This is a genomic window from Pseudomonas sp. P7548 (assembly GCF_013386585.1).
In the GTDB taxonomy this organism is placed as follows: Bacteria; Pseudomonadota; Gammaproteobacteria; order Pseudomonadales; family Pseudomonadaceae; genus Aquipseudomonas.
In genome coordinates this window covers 49058-74041 of record NZ_JACARO010000011.1, presented here as the reverse complement: position 1 = coordinate 74041, position 24984 = coordinate 49058, and the positions used below count along the sequence as shown (strand labels likewise).

Sequence of the window (24984 nt, the reverse complement as noted above, 5' to 3'; positions counted from 1 at the left end):
AATAAACAGTGCTTGCGCAATTTTTAACCCTTCATAGATAATTCACCGCAATAGTTACGACAAAGGCCAACCCAATGAGCAAGCTTGACCGATACGACCTGAGTATTTTGGCGGAATTGCAGCGCGACGCGAGGATCTCCAACCAGGAGTTGGCCGAGCGTATCGGCCTGTCGCCATCGCCCTGCTCGCGCCGGGTCAAGCAGTTGGAAGACGACGGCTATATCGCCCGCCAGGTCGCGCTGCTCGACCGCAAGATGCTCGGCTTGAGCCTCACGGCCTATGTGCTAATCGGCATGGACCGGCATACACCGGAGCGTTTCGAGAACTTCGAAGCCGCCATCCGCACCCTGCCCCAGGTGCTGGAATGCAGTTTGGTCACCGGGATGGATGCCGACTACCAGTTGAAAGTGGTGGTGCCGGACATGGACCACTATCAAAAGCTGCTGCTGGGCCACCTGACCCGCATCGAAGGCGTGACCAGCGTGCGCTCCAGCTTTGTGCTGAACCAGGTGCTTAACAGCACCGAATTGCCGCTGACCCACCTGCGCACCTAACCTCACCGCATAACAAATGTGGGAGCTGGCTTGCCTGCGATGCAGGCGGCTCGGTGTATCAGCCTATCCGAGGTGATGCTATCGCAGGCAAGCCAGCTCCCACATTGACCCCGCCACGACGCAGGTCAATGTTGTGCCTGTAACACTGCCGTATACTTTCCCGCCTGCCTTGTCGGAAAAATTCCCGCATGAACAACATCGATCCCGCCCTGTTTGAAGAATGGATGATGACCGGCCTGGTCACTATCCTGATCATTTTCATGGGCTTTATCGTCTGGGACCTGGCCAAGAAGTCCAAAGCCGGGCGCTTCGGCTCGTTCATTCTGTTCTTCGTGCTGGGGCTGGGCGTGGCCGCCTTCATCATCAAGAGCGTGGTGATCGGCCTGATCGAGTCCGGCGCTTTATAAGCGCGCCGGCACTTCCTTCCACTGGCCCTGGTCCAGGCCGTCGATCGACCAGTCGCCAATGCGCACACGCACCAGGCGCAACGTCGGCAAGCCCACGGCAGCGGTCATGCGCCGAACCTGGCGGTTGCGCCCTTCCCGAATCACCAGTTCCAACCAATGAGTGGGCACGCTCTTGCGAAAGCGCACCGGCGGGTTGCGCGGCCATAACTCGGGCTCATCCAGTTGCCGCGCTTCGGCGGGCAAGGTCATGCCGTCGTTGAGTTCCACACCGTCGCGCAGGCGTTGCAGGTGCTCTTGCGTCGGCTCGCCTTCCACCTGCACCCAGTAGGTTTTCGCCAGCTTGTGCTTGGGATCGGCAATGCGCGCCTGCAGTTGGCCATCGTTGGTCAGCAGCAGCAAGCCTTCGCTGTCGCGGTCCAGGCGACCGGCCGGGTAGATGCCAGGGATGTCGATGAAGTCCTTGAGTGTGGCGCGCCCGCCTTCGTCGCTGAACTGGGTCAGCACGTCGAACGGCTTGTTGAACAGGATCAATTTGGGCTCGGCCGGTGGCGCCTTGGCAACACGGCGTGCAGCGGAGTGCGGAGGTTTCACGCCAGGGCGGCGCGAATCGGGACGAGTGGGACGGGACATGGCTTCGGTACATCTAACGGTCAGGACCGACAATGCTAGTGGCCTGACCGCTAAATGACCATCCCAACTAGCGGAACGGCGGCTCGTCGAAGCTGCGCAGTTTGCGCGAGTGCAGCGAGTTGAGTTCGGTGCGCAGCAAATCCACCGCCTCGATGCCGATCTTCAAGTGCTGGCTCACCGCACGCTCATAGAACGCGTTGGCCGAACCCGGCAGCTTGATCTCGCTGTGCAGCGGCTTGTCCGACACGCACAACAACGTGCCGTACGGCACCCGCAGGCGATAGCCCTGGGCGGCGATGGTGCCGCTTTCCATGTCCACGGCCACAGCACGCGACAGGTTGATCAGCGGCCGCTCCTGGGCCCAGCGCAGCTCCCAGTTGCGGTCGTCATAGGTCAACACGGTGCCGGTGCGCAGGCGTTTTTTCAGCTCTTCGCCTTTTTCGCCGGTGACGTTGGCCGCCGCCTGCTGCAAGGCCAGTTGCACTTCGGCCAGGGCCGGGATCGGGATGTTCGGTGGCACCACGCGGTCGAGAATCCCGTCGCGGCGCATGTAGGCGTGGGCCAACACGTAGTCGCCGATGGTCTGGGATTGGCGCAGGCCGCCGCAGTGGCCGATCATCAGCCAGCAATGCGGACGCAGCACCGCCAGGTGGTCGGTGATGTTCTTGGCGTTGGACGGGCCAACGCCGATGTTCACCAGGGTCACACCATGGCCATCGCTGGCCTGCAGGTGGTAGGCCGGCATCTGGTAACGGTGCCAGACCACGCCCGCGGCGATGGCAGACGCTTCGCCATGGTCCATGGACTTGTCGATCACCACGTTGCCCGGCAGCACCATGCGGATAAAGCGCGGGTCACTGCGCAGTTGTTCCAGGCCATGCAGGATGAACTGGTCAACGTAGCGGTGGTAGTTGGTCAGCAGGATCCACGGCTGCACATGGCGCCAGTCGCTGCCGGTGTAGTGCACCAGGCGGCGCAGGGAGAAGTCCACGCGGGCCGCATCAAACAATGCCAGAGGCAGCGGGTCGGTATTTTCCCAATCGTAGAGGCCGTCGGCGATGCCATCGGTGGCCGCCGACAGGTCGGTGCTCGGGAATACCCGGGCCAGGGTCGCGGCGGTTACACCGGAACCGGCCAGCTCGTCGCCCTGCTCCACCACGTACGGGTAGGGAATGTTCTGCTGGCTGACGCCCACTTCCACCGTCACGGTGAAGTCGTGCATCAGCGGCACCAGTTGCTCCAGCAAGTATTTACGGAACGCGCCGGGATGGGTGACGGTGACGCTGTAGGTCCCCGGCAACTGGACCTTGGCATACGCCCGGGTCGTCTGTGGGACTTCGCCGTGGCAGTGGTAGGTCAGGCGCAGTTCGGGGTAGCGAAACAGCGCACGTTGTTCGGCGTCGGGCTCGACGCGGTCTTTGAGGTATCGCTTGAGGGCTTGGTTAAGCGCGCCGGTAGCACGCTCATGCAGAGCCGCCAGCCGATCCACGGCTTCCTCGGCGGTTTGAACGACAACAAAAGCTTCGGTCACGGTAAGCATCCTGTGTTCTGACGTGCAGGCCTTCATCTTGCCTGTATCCCAGCTTCACTGAAACACCGGGTTTGGAATGCGGTTAATAATGTGGGAGCGGGCTTGCTCGCGAATGCGGCCTGTCAGTTGATGAATAGGTGACTGACACAACGCATTCGCGAGCAAGCCCGCTCCCACATTTTAATCGAGTGTAGTCAGAGGGTTGGCGTCGAACGAGCAACAATAGCCCCCACATCCACACCACGCGGCAACGTACCGTATACCCGACCGGACGATTCGCCCAGGCGGCTGGCGATAAAGCCATCGCTGACTGCCGCATTCCCGGCCTCCAGCAGCAGCTTGGCCTGCAGCGCCATGGCGATGTCCTCGGTCAATTGCCGTGCGCGGTATTGAATGTCCTGGGTGTCCATGAAGGCCGCTTTCAACCGATCAATATGCCGCACCAATGATTTGTCGCCATGCCCATCCCCCAGCTCGACGAACAACGCTTCCAACACACCGGGTTCTTTCGACAGCGCGCGCAGTACATCCAGGCACTGCACGTTGCCCGAACCTTCCCAGGTCGAATTCACCGGAGCCTCACGGTAGAGGCGCGGCAGGATGCTGTCTTCCACATAGCCTGCTCCCCCCATGCATTCGGCTGCTTCGTTGATCATCGCCGGCGCCCGCTTGCAGATCCAATACTTGCCCACCGCCGTCACCAACCGGGCGAACTTGGCTTCCCTCTCATCGCCCAGATGATCCAGCGCGCGCCCCATGCGCATGCTCAAGGCCAGGGCGGCCTCGCTTTCCAGGGCCAGGTCGGCCAGCACGTTTTGCATCAGCGGTTGCTCGCTGAGCACACGGCCGCCGACCGAACGGTGGGCGCAATGATGGCTGGCCTGGGTGAGCGCCTGACGCATCAGGGCGCTGGAGCCGACCATGCAATCAAAGCGGGTCATGGCAACCATTTCGATGATGGTGGGCACGCCACGCCCCTCTTCGCCGACCATCCAGGCCAGGGCACCACGGAACTCCACTTCGCTGGAAGCATTGGAGCAGTTGCCCAGCTTGTTCTTCAGGCGCTGGATGTAAAACTCGTTGCGCGTGTCATCCGGGCGGTGCCGGGGCAGCAGGAAACAGGTCAGGCCTTTGTCGGTCTGGGCTAGGGTCAGGAAGGCATCGCACATCGGCGCCGAGCAAAACCATTTGTGGCCCACCAGTTCGTAGGCCTGCCCGGGGCCGCCCGCGCCCACGGGGTAAGCGCGGGTGGTGTTGGCACGCACATCGGTGCCGCCTTGTTTCTCGGTCATGGCCATGCCAATGGTGGCGCCGGCCTTGTGGGCAATGCCAACGTTGCGCGGGTCGTACTGGGTGTTGAGGATCTTCGGCAGCCAGGCCTGCGCCAGGTCCGGTTGCAGACGCAGGGCAGGGACACAGGCAAAGGTCATGGTCAGCGGGCAACCGGTGCCGGCTTCCGCCTGGCTGTGCAGGTAGGTCATGGCGGCGCGGGCCACATGGGCACCGGACTGCGGATGGGCCCACGGCAGCGACGGCAGGCCATGCTCCACCGCCGTGCGCATCAGTTCATGGTAAGCGGGATGAAACTCGACCAGATCGATCCGATGACCATATCGGTCATGGCTGTTGAACACCGGTTTGTTCTGGTTCGCCAGGAATCCGGCCTCCATCAGCGGCCCGCCGGCCAGCGCACCGTAGGCGTCTATACGCGCCTCGGCCCAGCCGGCGCCAAAGCGGCGCGACCATTCCTGCAGGGGCAAGTCGATGCGATACAGGTTGGTGCCGTCGAGCGACGGGGGCTGGTTGGTGACGTCGTGGGTTTCGGCAAATTGATGCAGGTTCATGACGGGCCTCCTAAAAAAGGCCACGTGCAATTGAGGCCTGAATTTCAGTTAAGCACCGTCGCCCCGCTTAAAAAAGTGTCATATGCGCCTAATGCCCGGCGCTTTCACCCTCTAACGGGCACAGCAAACGGCGCTCCAGCACCGCCTGCAACGCCTCGAATCGTACCGGCTTGGCCAGTCGATCAGTCACGCCAATGCCATGGCAGCGCTCGCGTTCCGGGGCTTGTAACGAGGTGCTCAAGGCGATCACCGGCAGCTCGCCACAGCCCGGCAAGGCGCGGATCTGACAACACAGCGAGAACCCGCCTTCAGGCACATCCAGCAGCACTGCATCAAAGGTTTCACCCTGCAAAACCGCCAGCGCAGCCGGGCCGCTGTCCACGGTTTTGACCCGATAGCCCAGCTTGAGCAGCATGCCGCGCACGGCCAACTGGCCCACGCTGTTGTCATCCACCAGCAGTACCGCGCACTCTTGGGGCGCACGCTGACCGAAAGGCTCCGGCCCGGTGGGCTTGGGCTCGGGCGCGACCTGCTCGACGCTCACTTCCAACTGGAACCGACTGCCCTTGCGCGGCTCGGAATGATGGGTCAGGCGCCCGCCCAACAGCTCAATCAACTGACGACAGATTGCCAAGCCGATCCCCAGGCCGCCGTATTCCCGGGTGGTCGAGCCGTCAAGCTGGAAGAAGCGCTGGTACAGGGTGGCCTCGTCGAGGAAAGCAAAGCCGATACCGGTATCGGTGACGATAAAGCTCAGGCGCAAGCTGCCATCACTGTGGGGCACGCCCACCACACGCAGGCGCACGACACCTTCATGGGTGAACTTGAAGGCGTTGTCCAGCAGGCAGTCCAGGCACTGGACCAATTTGTCGGCATCGCCCATCACGCGGTCGGGCAGCTCGTCGGCCACATCAATGGAAAACGCCAGGCCCTTGCTCTGGGCGCTGGCGTTGAACTGCTGGCGCAAGGTGTCGAGCACACCGCGCAGGCTGAACACTTGGGCCTGGGCGGTGAGGCGGCCGGCCTGCAGTTCGGTGAGGGTGAGGATGCCGTTAACCATGCGCATCATGTCCCGCGCCGAACCGGCAGCCGTTTGCTGATATTGCGCAAGGTCATCGCCCAAGGGCACGGTCTGCATCAGTTCGAGGGAGCCGATCACGCCGTTCATGGGCGTGCGCAGTTCGTGGGTCAGGGTGGCCAGGAATTCGTCCTTGAGCCGGTTGCTGCGGGCCAGTTCCTGGTTAAGCACTTCGAGCTTCTGGCTGGCATCGAAGAGGATCTGCGCCTGCTGCTCGCGCATGCCGTTGATGCGGTCGGCCAATGCCAGGGACAGCAGCGCCACTTCGATGGCCGAGCCGATCTGGCTGGCGTACATGGTGAGGAACACGTTGGGCAGGTAGCCCAACACCATCATCGTGTTAACCACGCCACCCAGCAGGAAGGCCGACCAGGCAATGATGAAGTAGCGCGCCATGCGCTGGCCACAGCACCAGGCCTTGATCGCGGCGACAAAGATGGTCACGGTGAACACCAGCGCCAAGCCGGTGGCCAGGCGCAGCGCCACGGCATAACTGGTCAGCAGCGCCAGGGCCATCACCAGCCCGCCACACGCGGCCAGCCCCAGCAGGATGCGATCCAGCCAACGGCTGTGCTGCGCGGTGTGCAGGAAGCTGCGCGCAAACAGGCTGCCAAACAGCGCCGCCGAACCGATCAGGAACGGCACCACCGCGTTCGTCCACCACGGGTTGTTCGGCCAGAAGTACTCCACGGCCACGCCATTGACCGACAACTGGTACAGGCCAAACGACGCAATGTAGAAGATGTAATAAAGGTAGCTGGTGTCGCGCACGCTCAGGTAGATGAACAGGTTGTAGATCAACATGCCGAGCAGCACGCCATAGATCGCCCCCAGCACATACAGGCGCAGCGGCTGTTCTTCCAGGTAAGCGGTGCCGGCCCAGAGCGTCAACGGTGCCTGGATCGAGCCTTCGCTTTGCAGGCGCAGGTAGACCGTTTCCTGCTGGTCGGGCACGAAGTTGAGCTTGAACAGGTAATTGCTCTGACGCACTTCGCGGCTGGAGAACGGCAGCGCGCTGCCGGTGCGAGTGGTGAGGCGGTACTTGCCAGTGCCGTCGGCCTGGTACAGGTCCAGGCGATTGAGTGGCGGGTAGGCCAGCTCCAGGAACCAGGTGCGCGGGGCGCGGGCATCCAGGGCAACGTAATGCAGGTCGACCTTGAGCCAGAACACCGAGCGCGAATAGCCGGCGTTGAGAGTGGCTTTGTCGTGGGTCTTGAATTTCGAAGCGTAGCCAGGGGAACTGACGTCAGCGATGGTGAGGGCATCGGTAGGGTCTTCGAGCACTTGCATGACCCGGCCCAGCGGCAGGCTGCGAGTGGCCTGGTCGAACTCGATGGCGCTGGCGAGCATCGGCAGCCCGCACAAGATTAAGATCAGCAAATAGCGCATAGAGCCCCAGCGTGGCCTGTCCGGTTCTGTCAAAAGCCCCCATTCCTTTTGAGAAGACGTATACCGGCGATACAGTAAGTTGTTTGGATCCACTTTAGCATAGCCGGTAAAGGCCATTAGACACCATTGAAATAATTTTTTGAAAGGCTCTAGAACGGTACTTTCAGCGCATTTTCAACAACAAACCCTGGCTGGCAAACAGCCATAAACCCGTCTGGCAGGCCGTGAAATTCACCCCTCGCCAGACAGCCACGCAAAAAGCGTTTGGTGGTAAGCTCGCGCACCATGAATATCTACAGCTCTCGCCCCGTTGTCCTCTGTCTCTCCGGCCACGACCCCAGTGGTGGCGCCGGCTTGCAGGCAGATATCGAAGCCCTGCTCGCCCAGGGTTGCCATGCGGCTCCGGCCGTCACCGCCCTGACCGTGCAGAACACCGTCAATGTCAGCGATTTCCGCGTGCTCGACCGCGAGTGGGTACTGGCCCAGGCCAATGCCGTGCTCAGCGATTCCGAAGTGGCGGCGGTCAAGCTGGGCATGCTCGGCTCCACGGCGATGGTCGACACCGTGGTCGAACTGCTGCAGGCGCACCCGCACCTGCCCGTGGTATGCGACCCGGTGCTGCGCGCCGGTGGCGGTGGCAGCCTGGGCAAGGACGAAGTCGGTTATGCAATGCGCGAGCGGCTGTTGCCCTTGTCGTTGATTGCCACGCCGAACCTGCCCGAAGCGCGCATCCTCGCCGAGCTGCCAGACGGCACGGCCGATGAATGCGCCGAGAAGCTGCTGCCGTATATCAAGCACCTGCTGATCACCGGCGGCCACGGCGACGAGCACGAAGTGCACAACCGCCTCTACAGCCGCGACGGCACGCACCAGACCTTTACCTGCCAGCGCCTGCCGGGCAGCTACCATGGTTCGGGCTGCACACTGGCCAGCGCGTTGGCCGGGCGGATTGCCCAGGGCGAAGGCCTGGTGAGCGCCGTGCAATCGGCCCTCAACTACACTTGGCGCACCCTGCGTGATGCCGAACAACTCGGCCAGGGCCAGTTCGTGCCGCGCCGCTTGCCGCTGGATTTCTGCTCGTAAGACTTAAGAGGCCTGCCCGATGAAACTACGTGGCCTGTATGCCATTACCGACAGCCAACTGTTGGCCGGCAAATTCCTCGCCTACGTCGAAGCGGCGTTGGACGGCGGCGTGACCCTGTTGCAGTACCGCGACAAAAGCAACGACGAAGCCCGTCGCCTGCGTGAGGCGGAAAAACTGCGAGAGCTGTGCTCACGCTACAAGACCCAGCTGATCATCAACGACGACGCCGAACTGGCTGCGCGCCTGGGCGTCGGCGTACACCTGGGGCAAACCGACGGCCCGCTGACCCCGGCGCGCGCGCTGCTCGGCTCCAAGGCGATCATCGGCTCCACCTGCCACAGCCAGATCGAACTGGCCGAGCAGGCCGCCCGGGAAGGCGCCAGCTACGTCGCCTTTGGCCGCTTCTTCAATTCCAGTACCAAGCCCGGCGCACCTGCCGCTACCGTTGAAATGCTCGCCCAGGCCCGCGCCCGCGTGCAATTGCCGATCTGCGTGATCGGCGGCGTGACCCTGGAAAACGCCGAGCCGCTGGTGGCCCACGGTGCCGACCTGCTCGCCGTGGTGCACGGCCTGTTCGGTGCCGACAGCACTGCGGAAGTTACCCGCCGCGCCCGTGCGTTCAACGCCCTTCTTAAGATTTGATTTCAGAGAGCCCGATCATGTCCCGTTCCGAAACGCTGTTTGCCAATGCCCAGAAACACATCCCCGGCGGTGTGAACTCCCCCGTGCGTGCGTTCAAGAGCGTCGGCGGCACGCCGCTGTTCTTCAAGCACGCCGAAGGCGCCTACGTCACCGACGAAGACGACAAACGTTATGTGGACTACGTGGGCTCCTGGGGCCCGATGATTCTCGGCCACAGCCACCCGGACGTGCTCGACGCGGTGCGCAAGCAGCTGGAACACGGCTTGTCCTACGGCGCACCGACCGCCATGGAAACCGAGATGGCTGACCTGGTCTGCTCGATCGTGCCGTCGATGGAAATGGTGCGCATGGTCAGCTCCGGCACCGAAGCCACCATGAGCGCCATCCGCCTGGCCCGCGGTTTTACCGGCCGCGACAGCATCATCAAGTTCGAAGGCTGCTACCACGGCCACTCCGACAGCCTGCTCGTCAAGGCCGGCTCGGGCCTGCTGACCCAGGGCGTGCCTAGCTCGGCCGGTGTGCCGGCCGCGTTTGCCAAACACACCCTGACCCTGCCGTTCAACGACATTGGCGCCGTCGAGCAGATGCTCAACGAAGTGGGCCAGGACGTGGCGTGCATCATCGTCGAGCCGGTCGCCGGCAACATGAACTGCGTGCCACCGGCACCGGGCTTCCTGGAAGGTTTGCGCGAGCAGTGCGACAAGCACGGCGTGGTGTTGATTTTCGATGAAGTGATGACCGGTTTCCGCGTAGCCCTCGGCGGCGCGCAGGCCTATTACGGCGTGACGCCCGACCTGAGCACCTTCGGCAAGATCATCGGTGGCGGCATGCCAGTGGGCTGCTTCGGCGGCAAACGCAACATCATGCAGCACATCGCGCCACTGGGCCCGGTGTACCAGGCGGGCACCCTGTCGGGTAACCCGCTGGCCATGGCCGCCGGCCTGACCACCTTGCGCCTGATCAGCCGCCCGGGCTTCCACGCCGAGCTGACCGACTACACCACCCGCCTGCTCGACGGCCTGCAACAGCGTGCCGACGCGGCGGGCATTCCGTTTGTCACCACCCAGGCGGGCGGCATGTTCGGCCTGTACTTCAGTGGCGCCGACGACATCGTCACCTTCGATGACGTGATGGGCAGCGATGCCGACCTGTTCAAGCGCTTCTTCCACCTGATGCTCGAAGGCGGCGTGTACCTGGCGCCGAGTGCCTTTGAGGCCGGGTTCACCTCCATCGCCCATGGCGAAGCCGAGTTGAAGTTGACCCTGGACGCTGCCGAGCGCGCCTTCGCGGCCCTGAAATAAGTGACGCAAAAACCTGGCGCTGCCCCTGGCGGCGTCAGATTTGCTACTTTGCTTACAGAGATTTCCTGCATTTTTCGAGAAATCACCTGCAATCCGGCAGATAACTTGCCCACGCAGCAGAAAAACGAGTAAAGACTTTGTAAGCAGGGGCCTGCTTATTTCATAATGCGCGCTTATTGGACCCCCGAGGGTCCGCGTGCCCCGTCAGAGGTAAGTCGATTCCCATGAAACGCACCGGCCGCACCCTGGTTCTGGGCTGCCTGTTGCTCCTTCAGCCGCTGCTGGCACATGCACAAGCAGGCGGCAACTCGTTGTTAATCCCAGCGATGGGTCGTTGCACCCTCAATACCCAGCCAGACAGCCAGGCCGAAGCCCTGAGCGCGTGCCAGAAACAGGCCGATGGCGGGGATGCGCAGGCGCAATACGAGTTGGGCGAGTACTACCACGACAGCAAGAACCCCGCCCGCGACCTCAACAAAGCCTTGAGCTATTTCGAGAAAGCCTCGTTGCAGGGCCATGCGCAGGCACAATTTGAGCTGGGCAACATGTTCTTCAAGGGCGAAGGCGTGCCAGCCAACAACGTCCAGGCCTATATCGTGCTGAAGATGGCCGCGGTCAACGGCGCTGAAGACGCGCTGGACACTGCCGACGAAGTCGCCGAGCACATGCAGCGCGATGAACTGGAAGTGGCCACCCAGGTGCTGGGCCAGATTTTCCGTAACTACCTGCAGGAATTGCAGAGTGCCGATGGGCGTTCGCCCTTCTCACCCCTTCCCTGATTTGAGCTAAACCCTTCTACCGCTATCGCGGGCAAGCCCGGCTCCCACATTGAACGCATTCCAAAAGTGAAACTCGGTCAAATGTGGGAGCTGGCTTGCCTGCGAAGGCCGCGCCGCGATTAAAAGCCTTACTTCTCGGGCATTGGCATCGGGAAAGGCATCACATTGCTGGTGCCCCGGGCCTCGCTGATCTTCGGCGTGCCCAGGCGCTCCACCTCATCGATGCGCACGATCGAATGCATCGGCACAAAGCTGCGCACCACGCCTTCAAACTGCGCCTTGAGCTTCTCTTCGCCCGGATCAACGACCAATTGGGTGCGCTCGCCAAAGACGAACTCTTCCACCTCCAGGAAACCCCACAGATCACTCTGATAGATCTGCTTGGCGTACATTTCGAACACCTGGCCCTGGTTGAGGAAAATCACCTTGTAGATTGGAGCTTCACGTTTGGTCATGGTGGGCGGATAACACATCGGGGATATAAAAGAGGGCGCGAACTATAGCATGGCACCCGATGCACAACGCTAGGAACCAATGGGCATGCCCCCTATAATGCGCGGTTCTTTACCACCAGTTGACGATTCCCATGGCCAAGAAGCTTTACATCGAAACCCACGGTTGCCAGATGAACGAGTACGACAGCTCGCGCATGGTCGATCTGCTGGGCGAACACCAGGCCCTGGAAGTCACCGCCCGCGCCGAAGATGCCGACGTGATCCTGCTCAATACCTGCTCAATCCGCGAACGGGCCCAGGACCGTGTGTACTCCCAGCTGGGCCGCTGGCGTGAATTGAAACTGGCCAACCCGGACATGGTGATCGCCGTCGGCGGTTGCGTGGCCAGCCAGGAAGGCGCCGCCATCCGCGACCGCGCGCCTTATGTCGACGTGGTCTTCGGCCCGCAGACCCTGCACCGCCTGCCGGAAATGATCGACGCCGCACGCATCAGCAAGTTGCCGCAGGTGGACGTGTCGTTCCCCGAAATCGAAAAATTCGACCATCTGCCCGAGCCGCGCATCGACGGCCCGAGCGCCTACGTGTCGGTGATGGAAGGTTGCAGCAAGTACTGCACCTTCTGCGTGGTGCCCTACACCCGTGGCGAAGAAGTCAGCCGTCCATTTGACGACGTGCTGTCGGAAATCATCCACCTGGCCGAAAACGGGGTGCGTGAAGTGACCCTGCTGGGCCAGAACGTCAACGGCTACCGCGGCCTGACCGACGACGGGCGCCTGGCCGACCTGGCGGAGCTGATCCGCGTGGTGGCGGCCGTGGACGGTATCGAGCGCATCCGCTACACCACCTCGCACCCGCTGGAGTTCTCCGACAGCCTGATCCAGGCCCACGCCGAAGTGCCAGAGCTGGTCAAACACCTGCATTTGCCGGTGCAATCGGGCTCGGACCGCATCCTGGCGGCGATGAAGCGCAACCACACGGCGCTGGAGTACAAATCCAAACTGCGCAAACTGCGCGCCGCCGTGCCGGGTATCTGCATCAGCTCGGACTTTATCGTCGGCTTCCCGGGTGAAACCGAGAAAGACTTCGAGCAGACCATGAAGCTGATCGAAGACGTCGGTTTCGACTTCTCCTATTCCTTTGTCTACAGCCAGCGCCCGGGCACGCCTGCGGCCGATTTGGTGGACGAGACCCCGGAAGCGCTGAAAAAAGAGCGCCTGAATGCGCTGCAGCACCGCCTGAACCAGCAAGGGTTCGAGATCAGCCGACAAATGGTCGGGTCGATCCAGCGCATCCTGGTCACCGACTATTCGAAAAAGGACCCGGGCGAGCTGCAAGGCCGCACCGAGAACAACCGAATCGTCAACTTCCGCTGCGACAATCCAACCTTGATCGGCCAGTTTGCGGATGTGCACATTGATGCGGCGCAACCGCACTCGTTGCGCGGCTCACTGATCAACTGACACAAACACTCTGACTACAAATGAAGATCAAATGTGGGAGCTGGCTTGTCGGGTCACCGCATCGCTGCGATAGCGATGTAACAGCCTGCCTCTATTTTGGATGTGCTGGCCTCATCGCAGGCAAGCCAGCTCCCACAGGGGTTCTTCATTGTTACTGAGATCGAGGTCAGCCGATTTAAGTGCTTTCGCACACAAGCAGCTGGCGTTATTCTCTCTTTCACCTCAACAGCCAAAGGGCGGCTAAAAGCAACCTTGAACGCACCCATAGCAGAACCCCATCGTTTTCTCCTCGAGCCGTTTGAGGCTCGCCGTTTCGCCAATCTGTGCGGACAGTTCGACGAGCACCTGCGTCTGATCGAACAACGCCTGGGCATCGAGATCCGCAACCGCGGCAATCAGTTCGAGCTCATCGGCGAACCCCAGCCCACCCAATCGGCAGAAAACCTGCTGCGCCGTCTCTACCGCGAAACCAAGGGCAGTGAACTGTCGCCGGAAATCGTGCACCTGTACTTGCAGGAATCAGCTGTGGAAGACCTGGCCAACAACCCGGTGGCCGAAGCCAGCGTGGCCCTGCGAACCAAGAAAGGCATGATTCGCCCAAAGGGCTTGAATCAGCAGAAGTACGTCAAGGCAATCCTGGGCAACGACATCAATTTCGGCATCGGCCCTGCCGGTACCGGCAAGACCTACCTGGCCGTGGCCTGTGCAGTGGATGCCCTTGAGCGCGAGCAAGTGCGCCGCATCCTGCTGGTGCGTCCGGCGGTCGAAGCGGGCGAAAAGCTCGGTTTCCTGCCCGGCGACCTGGCCCAGAAGATCGACCCGTACCTGCGCCCGCTCTACGACGCGCTGTACGAGATGCTTGGCTTTGAATACGTGGCCAAGCTGATCGAGCGCCAGGTGATCGAGATCGCCCCGCTGGCCTATATGCGCGGCCGCACCTTGAGCAACAGTTTCATCATCCTCGACGAAAGCCAGAACACCACGGTCGAGCAGATGAAGATGTTCCTGACCCGCATCGGCTTCGGCTCCACGGCCATTATCACCGGCGACATTACCCAGGTTGACCTGCCCAGGGGCACCAAATCGGGCCTGGGCCATGTGATTGAAGTGCTCAAGGACGTACCGGGCATCAGTTTCACGCACTTCTCGCCCAAGGACGTCGTGCGCCACCCGCTGGTGCAGCGCATTGTCGAGGCCTACGAGCGCTTCGAGCACCGCGACGACGCCCCCGTCAAGGATGTGCGCCACGATGCTTGAGCTTGACCTGCAAGTCGCCACCGAAGCGCCCGCCCCCAGCGAAGAACAGTTCCGCCAGTGGTGCGCCCTGGCCTTGCGCCAGCGCACCGCCGACTCGGAACTGACCATTCGCCTGGTGGACGAGCCCGAAGGCCGTGAACTGAATCACACCTGGCGCCAGAAGGATTACGCGACCAACGTGCTGTCCTTCCCCGCCGACGTACCGGATGAGTTACTGGATATCCCGCTGCTGGGCGACCTGGTGATCTGCGTACCGGTGGTGGAGCGTGAAGCAAAGGAACAAGGCAAGGAACTTGAGGCCCACTGGGCCCACCTGGTTATCCACGGCTGCTTGCATCTCTTGGGTTACGACCATATAGACGATGACGAAGCCCTGGAAATGGAAACACTGGAACAAACGTTGCTTGCAGAATTGGGTCATCCGGACCCGTATGCGGACGACGAAGCTTAAAAAACACTCAACTGTAACAATAAAGGATTCAGAGTAATCGCTATGAGCGAAGACCGATCGAGCAACGGGCAGAAGTCATGGCTGGGTAAATTGACCCAGGCTTTTGCCCACGAGCCGAAAAACCGCCAGGAGCTGCTGGAGCTGCTGCGCGAGGCCCATCAGAACAAGTTGCTGGACAGCGAAGCGCTGGCCATCGTCGAAGGCGCCATCCAGGTGGCTGACCTGCAGGTTCGGGACATCATGGTCCCGCGCTCGCAGATGATCAGCATCAAGGCGAACCAGACCCCACGGGAATTCCTCCCGGCCGTGATCGACTCGGCGCACTCGCGCTACCCGGTGATCGGCGAAAGCCATGACGACGTGATGGGTGTCCTGCTGGCCAAGGACCTGTTGCCGCTGATCCTCAAGGAGAACGGCGACAACTTCAACATCAAGGACCTGCTGCGTCCGGCCACCTTCGTACCTGAATCCAAGCGCCTGAACGTGTTGCTGCGTGAGTTCCGCGCCAACCACAATCACATGGCCATTGTGATCGACGAATACGGCGGCGTAGCCGGCCTGGTCACCATCGAAGACGTGTTGGAACAGATCGTCGGCGACATCGAAGACGAGCACGACGTCGAAGAGGACAGCTACATCAAGCCGCTGCCCAGCGGTGATTTCCTGGTCAAGGCGCTGACGCCGATCGAGAACTTCAACGAATTCTTCGACAGCGAATTCTCCGACGATGAGTTCGACACCGTGGGCGGCCTGGTGATGAGTGCGTTCGGCCACCTGCCAAAACGTAACGAAACCACCGAAATTGGCGCGTATCGCTTCCGCATCCTGAATGCCGACAGCCGTCGTATCCACTTGATCCGCTTGACCCCTATTGCCCGCTAAGGAATGACATGCAGCGCCTAACCCGCCCCGGCTGGCCCGGTAATTTGCTGGCCGTGGTGGCCGGCGCCATCACCACCCTGGCGCTGGCGCCGTTCGATCTATGGCCGTTTGCGCTGGTGGCGGTCGGCCTGTTCTATGTCGGATTGCGGGAGCTGAGCCCACGCCAGGCCCTCGGCCGTGGCTGGTGCTTCGGTTTCGGCCTGTTTGGCGCCGGCACCAGCTGGATCTACTACAGCATCCATCACTTCGGCGGCGCTTCGGTGTTGCTGGCCGGTTTCCTGATGCTGCTGTTTACCGCCGCGATCGCCTGGTTCTTCGCCCTGCCCGCCTGGCTGTGGGCGCGCTGGCTGCGTCGCAATGAGGCGCCGCTGGCCGATGCCTTGACCTTCGCCGCGCTGTGGGTGGGCCAGGAAGCGTTTCGCGGCTGGTTCCTCACCGGTTTCCCCTGGCTGTACTCCGGTTACAGCCAGCTCGATGGCCCTCTCACCGGCCTCGCGCCGCTGGGCGGGATGTGGCTGATCTCATTTGCGCTGGCACTGACCGCCGCCGTGCTGTGCAACCTGCCGCGCCTGCTGGCAAGCAAGCGTAACGGTTTTATCGGCGCCGGCCTGGTGCTGTTGGTAGCGCCATGGGCCATTGGCCTGGCGCTCAAGCATCACGCCTGGACCACACCGTCCGGCGCGCCGCTGAGCGTTGCCGCTATCCAGGGCAACGTCGAACAAAGCATGAAGTGGGACCCGGAACAGATCAACGCGCAGTTGGCGCTGTACCGCGACATGAGCTTCAGCTCCAAGCGTGCCGACCTGCTGGTGTGGCCGGAAACCGCCGTGCCAGTGCTCAAGGAATCGGTGGAAGGCTACCTGGGCATGATGGGCAAGTTTGCCGCCGACCGGCATAGTGCGCTGATCACCGGCGTGCCGATTCGCCAGGAAGTGCACCACCAGAAGCGCTACTTCAACGGCATTACCGTGGTGGGCGAAGGCGACGGCACCTACCTCAAACAGAAACTGGTGCCATTCGGTGAGTACGTCCCTCTGCAAGACATGCTGCGCGGCTTGATCGCGTTTTTTGACCTGCCGATGTCGGACTTCGCTCGCGGCCCGTCCGACCAGGCGATGCTGCAGGCCAAGGGCTATCAGATTGCGCCGTTCATTTGTTATGAAGTGGTGTACCCGGAATTCGCCGCCGGCCTCTCTGCCCAGAGCGACTTGCTGCTGACCATCAGCAACGACACCTGGTTCGGCCGCTCCATCGGCCCGTTGCAGCACCTGCAAATGGCGCAGATGCGCGCACTGGAAGCCGGGCGCTGGATGATCCGCGCCACCAACAATGGCGTGACCGGCCTGATCAACCCCTTCGGGCAGATTACCGCGCAGATCCCGCAGTTCGAACGCGGCATTCTGTATGGCGAAGTGGTGCCGATGCACAACCTCACGCCATACCTGCAATGGCGCTCGTGGCCGCTGATCATCCTGTGCCTGGGGCTGTTTGGCTGGGCGCTGCTGGCAAGCCGGATGTCAAAAACGGTTTAAAGCACAGCAAAAAACAATGTGGGAGCGGGCTTGCTCGCGAATGCGGTGGATCAGTCGACATCTGTAGAGACTGACACCCCGCATTCGCGAGCAAGCCCGCTCCCACATTTACCCTACGGTGTTACTTATAGAACAACCGGTACCCCACCTGCCCCACCGCCTCATTGATCAACTGCCCACTGCGCCACACCGACACGAACTCCGGCATCCAACCGCCCAGTGGACGGGCGTTGTCCACGCCCAGGAAACCTACCGGCGCTGGCACCACCGTGAAGCCCGCCTTTTCAAAGCTCCACACCGAACGCGGCATATGCCACGCCTGGGTCACCACCATCACGCGCTTGATGCCCTGGGGCAATAGAATCTCGGCGCTCATCTGCGCGTTTTCCCAGGTGGTGCGGCTGCGCTCTTCCTTCCAGCGCACGTCTACACCGAAATCATCCTTCATCGACACCGCCATCAATTCGGCTTCGCTCGGCGGCGTGCCGTAGTGCAAGCCACCGGTGGTCAGCACCGGCAACCCGGAAGCCTTGGCCAATCGCGCGGCATAACGCTGGCGCTCCAAGCCGATACCGGTGGGCTGGTCACTGCCCCACGCCGGGTCGCCACGCTCACGCCCCGACCCCAGCACCACAATCGCATCCGCTCGCTGGGCCAGCGTTGCCCACTCATCCCGGGCCAGCGGCGGCTCGGTCTCCAGCGCATGCGCGCCCCATTGCACCACCACCGGCAGGCTCATCAACCACATCCCGCCAAACCCCACGGCAAAGCAGAATCCCGCCAGGCGCGGCCGGCGCTTTCTGCACCACCAGGCGAACGCCAGCAACAGCAAGAAAATGCCGGGCGGCAAGAGCAATTGTTTAATGAAATAACGAATAGGCATCGGGCATCTCCATAGATGCCCGAAGCCTAGATGCAACAGGGTTTAGCGACAATCTTTACCCACACACTTTCTGCGCCGGTACACACTGAGAAGGCTAACGGATGACGCCGTGTTTCACTTGCACCGAACGGCTCGACGCTTTTCCGGGCCGCGGCCGGCGGACAAGTCCTTCAGCCAGATCACCTTGGCCGAACGCGAGGGCTCTTGGGCAGGCGGGGAAGCCTGCGCAGGAGAGGCGCGGTGGTGATTCAATTCCAGGTAAACCTTGATCAGTTCAAGTTCTGCCTGGCTCAAGCCTCGCAACTCCAGCTCCAGAGGCCTCTCATCACGCAAACGGCCTGCGGTTCTTGCGGCATCCAATGCCCGACCCAAACGGTCGATCAGTCCTTCATACAACTGCGGTTTCGTTAAAGTTCGCTGCGATTCAACCATCCCCTCACCTCATTGAAGAAATACTTGCTCCCCACTCAACAGCGTAGTCCCCATGGCCGCGCATGCCTGGCGCCGCGACAGACGGCCCTGGCTGCGCAATCAGGGTTTCCCTCGATAGAGTGGGGTCATGTATGCTACGGCGCTTCCTGTAACTCCACTTCCCGCAGGGTTTGGGCACGGACGCGCCGCTTTTTGGTGTCGATGGACCTGAACGTTGCACCGAAGAGGATTAGGCCACCCCTATTCAGTTCAAAAGTAGCCATGCACGAACAATATCAGCCCCGTGAAATAGAAAATGCCGCCCAAACCTTCTGGGACGAGCAAAAGTCCTTTGAAGTCAGTGAACAGCCAGGCAAGGAGACTTACTACTGCCTATCGATGTTCCCTTACCCCAGCGGCAAGCTACACATGGGGCACGTGCGCAACTACACCATCGGTGACGTGATTTCCCGCTACCAGCGCATGCAAGGCAAGAACGTCCTGCAACCCATGGGTTGGGACGCCTTCGGCATGCCGGCGGAAAACGCCGCGATGAAAAACAACGTGGCCCCCGCCAAGTGGACCTACGAAAACATCGCCTACATGAAGACCCAGCTGCGCAGCCTGGGCCTGGCGGTGGACTGGTCCCGCGAAGTGACCACCTGCAAGCCGGATTACTACCGCTGGGAACAATGGCTGTTCACCCGCCTGTTCGAAAAAGGTGTGATCTACAAGAAAAGCGGTACCGTGAACTGGGACCCGCTGGACCAGACCGTACTGGCCAACGAGCAAGTGATCGACGGTCGCGGCTGGCGCTCCGGCGCGCTGATCGAAAAGCGCGAAATCCCGATGTACTACTTCAAGATCACCGCCTACGCGGATGAACTCTTGTCGAGCCTCGACGACCTGCCGGGCTGGCCGGAACAGGTCAAGACCATGCAGCGCAACTGGATCGGCAAATCCAAGGGCATGGAAGTGCAGTTCCCTTACAACGTCGACTCGATCGGCGAAGCGGGCGCACTCAAAGTCTTCACCACCCGCCCCGACACCCTGATGGGCGCGACCTACGTGGCCGTGGCCGCTGAACACCCGCTGGCCACCCAGGCCGCACAGAACAACCCTGAGCTGCAGGCGTTCATCGCCGAATGCAAAGGCGGCAGCGTGGCTGAAGCCGACGTCGCCACCCAGGAGAAAAAAGGCCTGCCGACCGGCCTGTTCGTCGAGCACCCACTGACTGGCGAGAAGCTGCCAGTATGGGTCGCCAACTACGTGCTGATGCACTACGGTGATGGCGCCGTAATGGCAGTACCAGCCCACGACGAGCGCGATTTCGAGTTCGCAACCAAATACAGCCTGCCGATCAAATCCGTGGTGCGCACCAGCTCGGGCGACACCAACCCGGCCCCGTGGCAAGACGCCTATGGCGAGCACGGTGAGCTGATCAACTCCGGCGAATTCGATGGTCTGGATTTCCAAGGCGCTTTCGATGCGATCGAAGTTGCACTGATCAAGAAGAACCTGGGCGCCTCGCGCACCCAGTTCCGCCTGCGCGACTGGGGCATTAGCCGCCAGCGCTACTGGGGCTGCCCGATCCCGATCATCCACTGCGAAAGCTGTGGCGACGTGCCAGTACCGGAAGACCAACTGCCGGTCGTCCTGCCGGAAGACGTGGTGCCGGACGGCGCAGGCTCGCCACTGGCGCGCATGCCCGAGTTCTACGAATGCAGCTGCCCCAAATGCGGCCAGCCTGCCAAGCGTGAAACCGACACCATGGACACCTTCGTCGAGTCGTCGTGGTACTACGCCCGCTACGCCTCGCCGCACTATGAAGGTGGCCTGGTCGAGAAATCCGCGGCCGATCATTGGCTGCCGGTCGACCAGTACATCGGCGGCATCGAACACGCCATCCTTCACCTGCTGTACGCGCGTTTCTTCCACAAGCTGATGCGCGACGAAGGCCTGGTGAGCTCCGATGAGCCGTTCAAGAACCTGCTGACCCAGGGCATGGTGGTCGCCGAGACTTACTATCGCCGTGAAGCCAACGGTGCCTACACCTGGTACAACCCGGCCGACGTCGAGCTTGAGCGCGACGGCAAAGCCAAGGTCATCAGCGCCAAGCTGATCGCCGACGGCCTGCCGGTAGAGATCGGCGGCACCGAGAAGATGGCCAAGTCCAAGAACAACGGCGTTGACCCTCAGTCGATGATCGATCAGTTCGGCGCCGACACCTGCCGCCTGTTCATGATGTTCGCCTCGCCGCCGGACATGAGCGCCGAATGGTCCGACTCCGGCGTCGAAGGCTCGCACCGCTTCCTCAAGCGCGTCTGGCGCCTGGCGCACGCTCATATCAGCCAAGGCTTGCCGGGCAAGCTGGACGTGGCCGCCTTGAGCGACGAGCAGAAAGTCATTCGCCGCAGCACCCACCTGGCCATCAAGCAAGCCAGCCAGGACGTGGGTCAGAACCACAAGTTCAACACCGCCATCGCCCAGGTGATGACCCTGATGAACGTGCTGGAAAAAGCACCACAAGCCACCGAGCAGGACCGTGCGCTGGTACAGGAGGGCCTGGAAACGGTGACTCTGCTGCTGGCACCGATCACGCCGCACATCAGCCACGACCTGTGGAACCGCCTGGGCCACAGCGATGCCGTTATCGACGCACGCTGGCCGGTACAGGATGACAGCGCCCTGGTGCAGGACACCCTGCAACTGGTTATCCAGGTCAACGGTAAACTGCGTGGCCAGATCGACATGCCTGCCAGCGCCAGCCGCGAAGACGTCGAGGCGGCTGCCCGCGTCAACGAAAACGTGCTGCGCTTTACCGAAGGCCTGACGATCCGCAAAGTGATCGTGGTGCCTGGCAAGCTGGTCAATATCGTCGCTAGCTAATCGGATCGGGCGCAGGGCCTGAGCCCTGCGCCGAACTAAACCTTTAGGGCCGCGATAAGGCCCGCATGGTTTCAAGGGGAGCAACAAAATGATCAAACGCAATTTGCTGGTGATGGGCCTCGCCGTTCTTCTGAGCGCTTGCGGCTTCCAGCTGCGCGGCACCGGCACCAATGACCTGACGATCAAGGAGCTGGACCTCAGCGCCCGCGACGCCTACGGCACCACCGTGGTCCAGTTGCGCCAGGTCCTGGAAAACAGCGGCGTGCATGTCTACAACGGCGCGCCTTACAAGCTGTTCCTTGTCGACGAGAAAGAAACCCAGCGCAACCTGAGCTATGCCAGCGCCGGCCGCTCTTCGGAAGTCGAACTGAGCACCGAGCTGTTCTTCCAGATGCAGGGCCGCGATCACCTGCCACTGATGGGTGACAAGATCCAGGTACAGAAAATCGTCACCCACGATGGCAACAACCTGGTGGGCTCAGACTCGGAAATCATCCAGGTCCGCAAGGAAATGCGCCGTGAACTGGTGCAACGCATGGTCCTGCGCCTGTCGTTGTTCACCCCGCAACAGCTCGATGCCCTACAGCAAACCGCCGACAACAAGGCCAAGGCCGATGCTGACGCGCTGAAAGCGGCACAAGAGTACGAAGACAACACGCCGAAACAGTCGCCTGTTGAAGTCCCTGTCGAGTAAGCCAAACGGGGCGCCCCTGGCGCCCCGTTCGCCCCGCCTATGAAACTCGCCCCCGCCCAACTCGCCAAACACCTGCAAGGTGGCCTCGCGCCTGTGTACATCGTCAGTGGCGATGACCCACTGCTGTGCCAGGAAGCCGCAGACGCCATTCGCAGTGCCGCACGCCAGCAAGGTTTCGACGAACGCCAAGTGTTCAGCGCCGACGCCAGTTTTGACTGGGGGACGCTGCTGCAAGCCGGTGCGAGCATGTCGCTGTTTGCCGAAAAGCGCCTGCTGGAACTGCGCCTGCCCTCCGGCAAGCCCGGCGACAAAGGCGCGGCGGCCCTGATGGAATACTGCGCACGCCCCGCCGAAGACACGGTACTGCTGGTCAGCCTGCCCAAACTCGACGGCAGTGCGCAGAAAACCAAATGGGGCAAGGCCTTGGTGGAAGGTGCGCAGACCCAGTTCATTCAGATCTGGCCAGTGGACAGCAGCCAACTACCGCAGTGGATTCGTCAACGCTTGTCTCAATCGGGGCTTGCCGCTACCCAAGACGCTGTAGAGCTGATTGCCGCCCGGGTGGAAGGCAACCTGCTTGCCGCTGCCCAGGAGATCGAAAAGCTCAAGCTGATGGCTGAGGACGGCCAGATTACGGTCGAAACCGTGCAAGGCGCGGTGGCCGACAGTGCGCGCTTTGACGTGTTCGGGCTGGTGGATGCGATCCTCAATGGCGAACCGGCCCACGCCCTGCGCATGCTCGAAGGCTTGCGCGGAGAAGGCGTGGAGCCACCGGTGATTCTCTGGGCCCTGGCTCGGGAGCTGCGGGTGCTGGCCAATATTGCCTTGCAATACAGCCAGGGCACGCCGCTGGACAAAGCGTTCAGCCAGGCCAAGCCGCCTGTCTGGGACAAGCGCAAGCCCCTGATGAGCAAAGCCCTGCAACGGCACTCGGCGCAACGCTGGGCGCAACTGTTGCTGGAAGCCCAGCGCATCGATGCCCAGATCAAGGGCCAGGCGGCCGGTTCCCCATGGATGAGCCTGAGCCGTTTGTCGCTGCTGATGGCCGGCCAGCGCCTGACACTCCCCGCCGAATAAACACCCCCCGAACACCGCATACCCCTGTGGGAGCAGGCAAGCCAGCTCCCACATTTTGATCGCATTTACAATTTCTGAGAGGTGCCAGCCTTTACAGCCGCCCAACTTCGGCAGATGATTTGCACCGCTTTAACCCACCCTATGAGAGTACCGAGCATGAGCAAAAAGCCATCCAAGCATGGCCCGAACAAGGCCAAATCCATCATCGCCCAGCCACTGTTCCGCAGCCGTCAGGAACGCGCCGGCAAGGGCAAAGGCAGCTACCGCCGCGAAGCCTTCCAGTCTAATAGCTGGGAGGCTTCTTACTTTCTGGCTGCCTGAAGGCAAGCGCCCCTCCGGCATGATAAGGTCTGCACCTGATTTGTAATCCCTGGACCTGTGCATGCCCTCTAGCCTTTCCCGTCGTTGGCACCTTCGCCAATTGATCGCTGCCTCCAGCCTTATTCTGCTCGTCGCCTGCGCGGAAAAACCCACCGCCGCCGACGCTCAACCGCTGCCCAAGCTCCAGACCGCACCCGCTGTTGCGCCTGCTGTCGTGCCCCCCGTCGCCGTGGACAACCTCGACATCCAACCCACCCAGACCTTTGCTGAATGGCAGGCGGGTTTTCGCGTGCAAGCCCTGCAGGCCGGCATCACGGCTGCCGTGTTCGACACGGCGTTCGCCAACGTCACACCCGATATGGCGGTCATCCGTGCCGACCGCAGCCAACCTGAATTTTCTCGCCCGGTGTGGGAATACCTCGACGGCGCCCTGTCGCCGGTACGCGTGCGCAACGGCCAGGCCCTGCTGATCAAATATGCGGACATCCTGCAAAGCATCGAGCAGCGTTATGGCGTTGATCGCCAGGCGCTGGTGTCGGTGTGGGGCATGGAAAGCAACTTCGGCCAATTCCAGGGCAACAACTCGGTGATCCGCTCCCTGGCGACCCTGGCCTACGAAGGCCGTCGCCCGGCATTCGCCCAGGCGCAGTTGCTGGCCGCGCTGCAGATCATCCAGCACGGCGACATCCAGGCCGACCAGATGAAAGGCTCCTGGGCCGGTGCCATGGGCCAGACCCAATTTATCCCGACCACCTACAACACCCACGCCGTGGACTTCGATGGCGACGGTCGCCGCGATATCTGGAACAGCCCGGCCGACGCCCTCGCCTCCACCGCCCACTACCTGCAAAGCTCCGGCTGGCAGAAAGGCCAGCCGTGGGGTTTCGAGGTCAAGCAATTGCCAACGAACTTCGATTACGCACTGGCCGATGGCGGCGTGCGCAAGTCGGTCGCCGAATGGCTGAACCTGGGCATCCAGTTGCCGCCAGGCGCGAGCATCCCGCCAAACGTCAGCCAGCTCTCCGCTGCGCTGCTGCTGCCGGCAGGCTACCGTGGCCCAGCCTTCCTGGTACTGGATAACTTCCGCGCGATCCTCAAGTACAACAACTCGTCGTCCTACGCACTGGCAGTGGGCCTGCTGTCGGAACGGTTTGGCGGTGGCGGTGTGATTCGTGGCGATTGGCCGAAAGATGAATTGCCGCTGAGTCGCTCGCAGCGCATCGATTTGCAGACGGCACTCAGTGCCAAAGGCTATGACGCCGGGAACCCGGACGGGATCATTGGTGCGAATACGCGCAAGGCGATTCGTGCGGCGCAGCAAGCGTTGGGCTGGCCGGCGGATGGGTATCCGACGGTGAAGCTGCTGGAATCCCTGCAAACCCGGTAGAACCGCTTATGGCGACTACCGTCTTCGCGAGCAAGCCCGCTCCCAC

General features: G+C 61.8%; 23 protein-coding genes. 16 read left to right on the top strand and 7 right to left on the bottom strand.

Annotation, left to right across the window (positions count from 1 at the left end; genetic code table 11):
• The first annotated feature begins 74 nt into the window (after positions 1 to 74).
• Positions 75 to 554, top strand: a complete 480-nt coding sequence (locus HX803_RS05135) for an Lrp/AsnC family transcriptional regulator (RefSeq protein WP_003194418.1) — start codon at positions 75 to 77, stop codon at positions 552 to 554.
• A gap of 197 nt (positions 555 to 751) precedes the next feature.
• Complete coding sequence (locus tag HX803_RS05130; RefSeq protein ID WP_025999909.1) at positions 752 to 961, top strand: DUF2788 domain-containing protein; 210 nt, start codon at positions 752 to 754, stop codon at positions 959 to 961.
• Here the strand turns inward: HX803_RS05130 and HX803_RS05125 are convergent.
• The 4 genes from HX803_RS05125 to HX803_RS05110 all read right to left on the bottom strand — a co-directional run bounded on the left by HX803_RS05125 (position 956) and on the right by HX803_RS05110 (position 7433).
• Positions 956 to 1591, bottom strand: a complete 636-nt coding sequence (locus tag HX803_RS05125; RefSeq protein WP_256732814.1) for a pseudouridine synthase — start codon at positions 1589 to 1591, stop codon at positions 956 to 958. The two genes, HX803_RS05130 and HX803_RS05125, sit on opposite strands and share 6 nt — an antisense overlap.
• A 67-nt stretch (positions 1592 to 1658) precedes the next feature.
• Entirely contained in the window at positions 1659 to 3158 is a 1500-nt protein-coding gene (gene amn, locus HX803_RS05120) for an AMP nucleosidase (RefSeq protein WP_178919425.1), read from the bottom strand.
• A gap of 158 nt (positions 3159 to 3316) precedes the next feature.
• Positions 3317 to 4966 (bottom strand): acyl-CoA dehydrogenase family protein, encoded by a 1650-nt coding sequence (locus HX803_RS05115; RefSeq protein WP_178919423.1) that lies wholly within the window; start codon positions 4964 to 4966, stop codon positions 3317 to 3319.
• An 88-nt stretch (positions 4967 to 5054) separates the two neighbouring features.
• Positions 5055 to 7433 carry a hybrid sensor histidine kinase/response regulator gene (locus HX803_RS05110; RefSeq protein ID WP_178919421.1) on the bottom strand — a complete coding sequence of 793 codons (2379 nt, stop codon included), beginning with the start codon at positions 7431 to 7433 and terminating at the stop codon, positions 5055 to 5057.
• A 285-nt stretch (positions 7434 to 7718) separates the two neighbouring features.
• On the opposite strand from HX803_RS05110, the gene HX803_RS05105 reads away from it, so the two are divergent.
• The 4 genes from HX803_RS05105 to HX803_RS05090 all read left to right on the top strand — a co-directional run bounded on the left by HX803_RS05105 (position 7719) and on the right by HX803_RS05090 (position 11239).
• Entirely contained in the window at positions 7719 to 8516 is a 798-nt protein-coding gene (locus HX803_RS05105; protein WP_178919419.1) for a hydroxymethylpyrimidine/phosphomethylpyrimidine kinase, read from the top strand.
• Positions 8517 to 8535: 19 nt separating this feature from the next.
• A complete protein-coding gene (gene thiE, locus HX803_RS05100) occupies positions 8536 to 9159 on the top strand; it encodes a thiamine phosphate synthase (protein WP_178919417.1) in 624 nt (207 codons plus the stop codon).
• 17 nt (positions 9160 to 9176) lie between these two features.
• Positions 9177 to 10460 (top strand): glutamate-1-semialdehyde 2,1-aminomutase, encoded by a 1284-nt coding sequence (hemL, locus tag HX803_RS05095; protein ID WP_178919415.1) that lies wholly within the window; start codon positions 9177 to 9179, stop codon positions 10458 to 10460.
• 224 nt (positions 10461 to 10684) lie between these two features.
• Positions 10685 to 11239 carry a tetratricopeptide repeat protein gene (locus HX803_RS05090; RefSeq protein WP_176998516.1) on the top strand — a complete coding sequence of 185 codons (555 nt, stop codon included), beginning with the start codon at positions 10685 to 10687 and terminating at the stop codon, positions 11237 to 11239.
• Positions 11240 to 11367: 128 nt separating this feature from the next.
• Here the strand turns inward: HX803_RS05090 and HX803_RS05085 are convergent, their stop codons facing one another.
• A complete protein-coding gene (locus tag HX803_RS05085; RefSeq protein WP_003194436.1) occupies positions 11368 to 11694 on the bottom strand; it encodes a DUF1820 family protein in 327 nt (108 codons plus the stop codon).
• Between the two features lie 131 nt (positions 11695 to 11825).
• On the opposite strand from HX803_RS05085, the gene miaB reads away from it, so the two are divergent.
• The 5 genes from miaB (at position 11826) to lnt (ending at position 17276) form a co-directional block, all read left to right on the top strand.
• Positions 11826 to 13154: a tRNA (N6-isopentenyl adenosine(37)-C2)-methylthiotransferase MiaB gene (gene miaB, locus HX803_RS05080; RefSeq protein ID WP_178919413.1), complete on the top strand. Its 1329-nt coding sequence runs from the start codon at positions 11826 to 11828 to the stop codon at positions 13152 to 13154.
• Positions 13155 to 13406: 252 nt separating this feature from the next.
• Positions 13407 to 14411 carry a PhoH family protein gene (locus HX803_RS05075; protein ID WP_178919411.1) on the top strand — a complete coding sequence of 335 codons (1005 nt, stop codon included), beginning with the start codon at positions 13407 to 13409 and terminating at the stop codon, positions 14409 to 14411.
• A complete protein-coding gene (gene ybeY, locus HX803_RS05070; protein WP_178919409.1) occupies positions 14404 to 14862 on the top strand; it encodes an rRNA maturation RNase YbeY in 459 nt (152 codons plus the stop codon). The genes HX803_RS05075 and ybeY overlap by 8 nt, the downstream gene beginning before the upstream one ends.
• Positions 14863 to 14904: 42 nt before the next feature.
• A complete protein-coding gene (locus HX803_RS05065) occupies positions 14905 to 15744 on the top strand; it encodes an HlyC/CorC family transporter (protein WP_176998520.1) in 840 nt (279 codons plus the stop codon).
• 8 nt (positions 15745 to 15752) lie between these two features.
• Positions 15753 to 17276, top strand: coding sequence for an apolipoprotein N-acyltransferase (gene lnt / locus HX803_RS05060; protein WP_178919407.1), 1524 nt, complete (start codon positions 15753 to 15755; stop codon positions 17274 to 17276).
• A gap of 121 nt (positions 17277 to 17397) precedes the next feature.
• Here lnt and HX803_RS05055 read toward each other — a convergent pair whose 3' ends face one another.
• Together HX803_RS05055 and HX803_RS05050 are read right to left on the bottom strand one after the other, a co-directional pair.
• The gene (locus HX803_RS05055; RefSeq protein ID WP_178919405.1) at positions 17398 to 18159 is read right to left on the bottom strand and encodes a YdcF family protein; all 762 of its coding nucleotides are present in this window, start codon (positions 18157 to 18159) and stop codon (positions 17398 to 17400) included.
• A 114-nt stretch (positions 18160 to 18273) separates the two neighbouring features.
• Positions 18274 to 18591 carry a hypothetical protein gene (locus HX803_RS05050; protein ID WP_178919404.1) on the bottom strand — a complete coding sequence of 106 codons (318 nt, stop codon included), beginning with the start codon at positions 18589 to 18591 and terminating at the stop codon, positions 18274 to 18276.
• Positions 18592 to 18852: 261 nt separating this feature from the next.
• On the opposite strand from HX803_RS05050, the gene leuS reads away from it, so the two are divergent.
• The 5 genes from leuS to HX803_RS05025 all read left to right on the top strand — a co-directional run bounded on the left by leuS (position 18853) and on the right by HX803_RS05025 (position 24938).
• Positions 18853 to 21459 (top strand): leucine--tRNA ligase, encoded by a 2607-nt coding sequence (gene leuS / locus HX803_RS05045; RefSeq protein WP_178919402.1) that lies wholly within the window; start codon positions 18853 to 18855, stop codon positions 21457 to 21459.
• An 88-nt stretch (positions 21460 to 21547) separates the two neighbouring features.
• Positions 21548 to 22153 (top strand): LPS assembly lipoprotein LptE, encoded by a 606-nt coding sequence (gene lptE, locus HX803_RS05040; protein WP_178919400.1) that lies wholly within the window; start codon positions 21548 to 21550, stop codon positions 22151 to 22153.
• A 39-nt stretch (positions 22154 to 22192) separates the two neighbouring features.
• Positions 22193 to 23230, top strand: a complete 1038-nt coding sequence (gene holA / locus HX803_RS05035; protein WP_178919398.1) for a DNA polymerase III subunit delta — start codon at positions 22193 to 22195, stop codon at positions 23228 to 23230.
• A 156-nt stretch (positions 23231 to 23386) separates the two neighbouring features.
• Positions 23387 to 23551: an alternative ribosome rescue factor ArfA gene (gene arfA, locus HX803_RS05030; RefSeq protein WP_003176285.1), complete on the top strand. Its 165-nt coding sequence runs from the start codon at positions 23387 to 23389 to the stop codon at positions 23549 to 23551.
• Positions 23552 to 23612: 61 nt separating this feature from the next.
• Entirely contained in the window at positions 23613 to 24938 is a 1326-nt protein-coding gene (locus HX803_RS05025) for a lytic murein transglycosylase (protein WP_178919396.1), read from the top strand.
• The last annotated feature ends 46 nt before the right edge of the window (positions 24939 to 24984 follow it).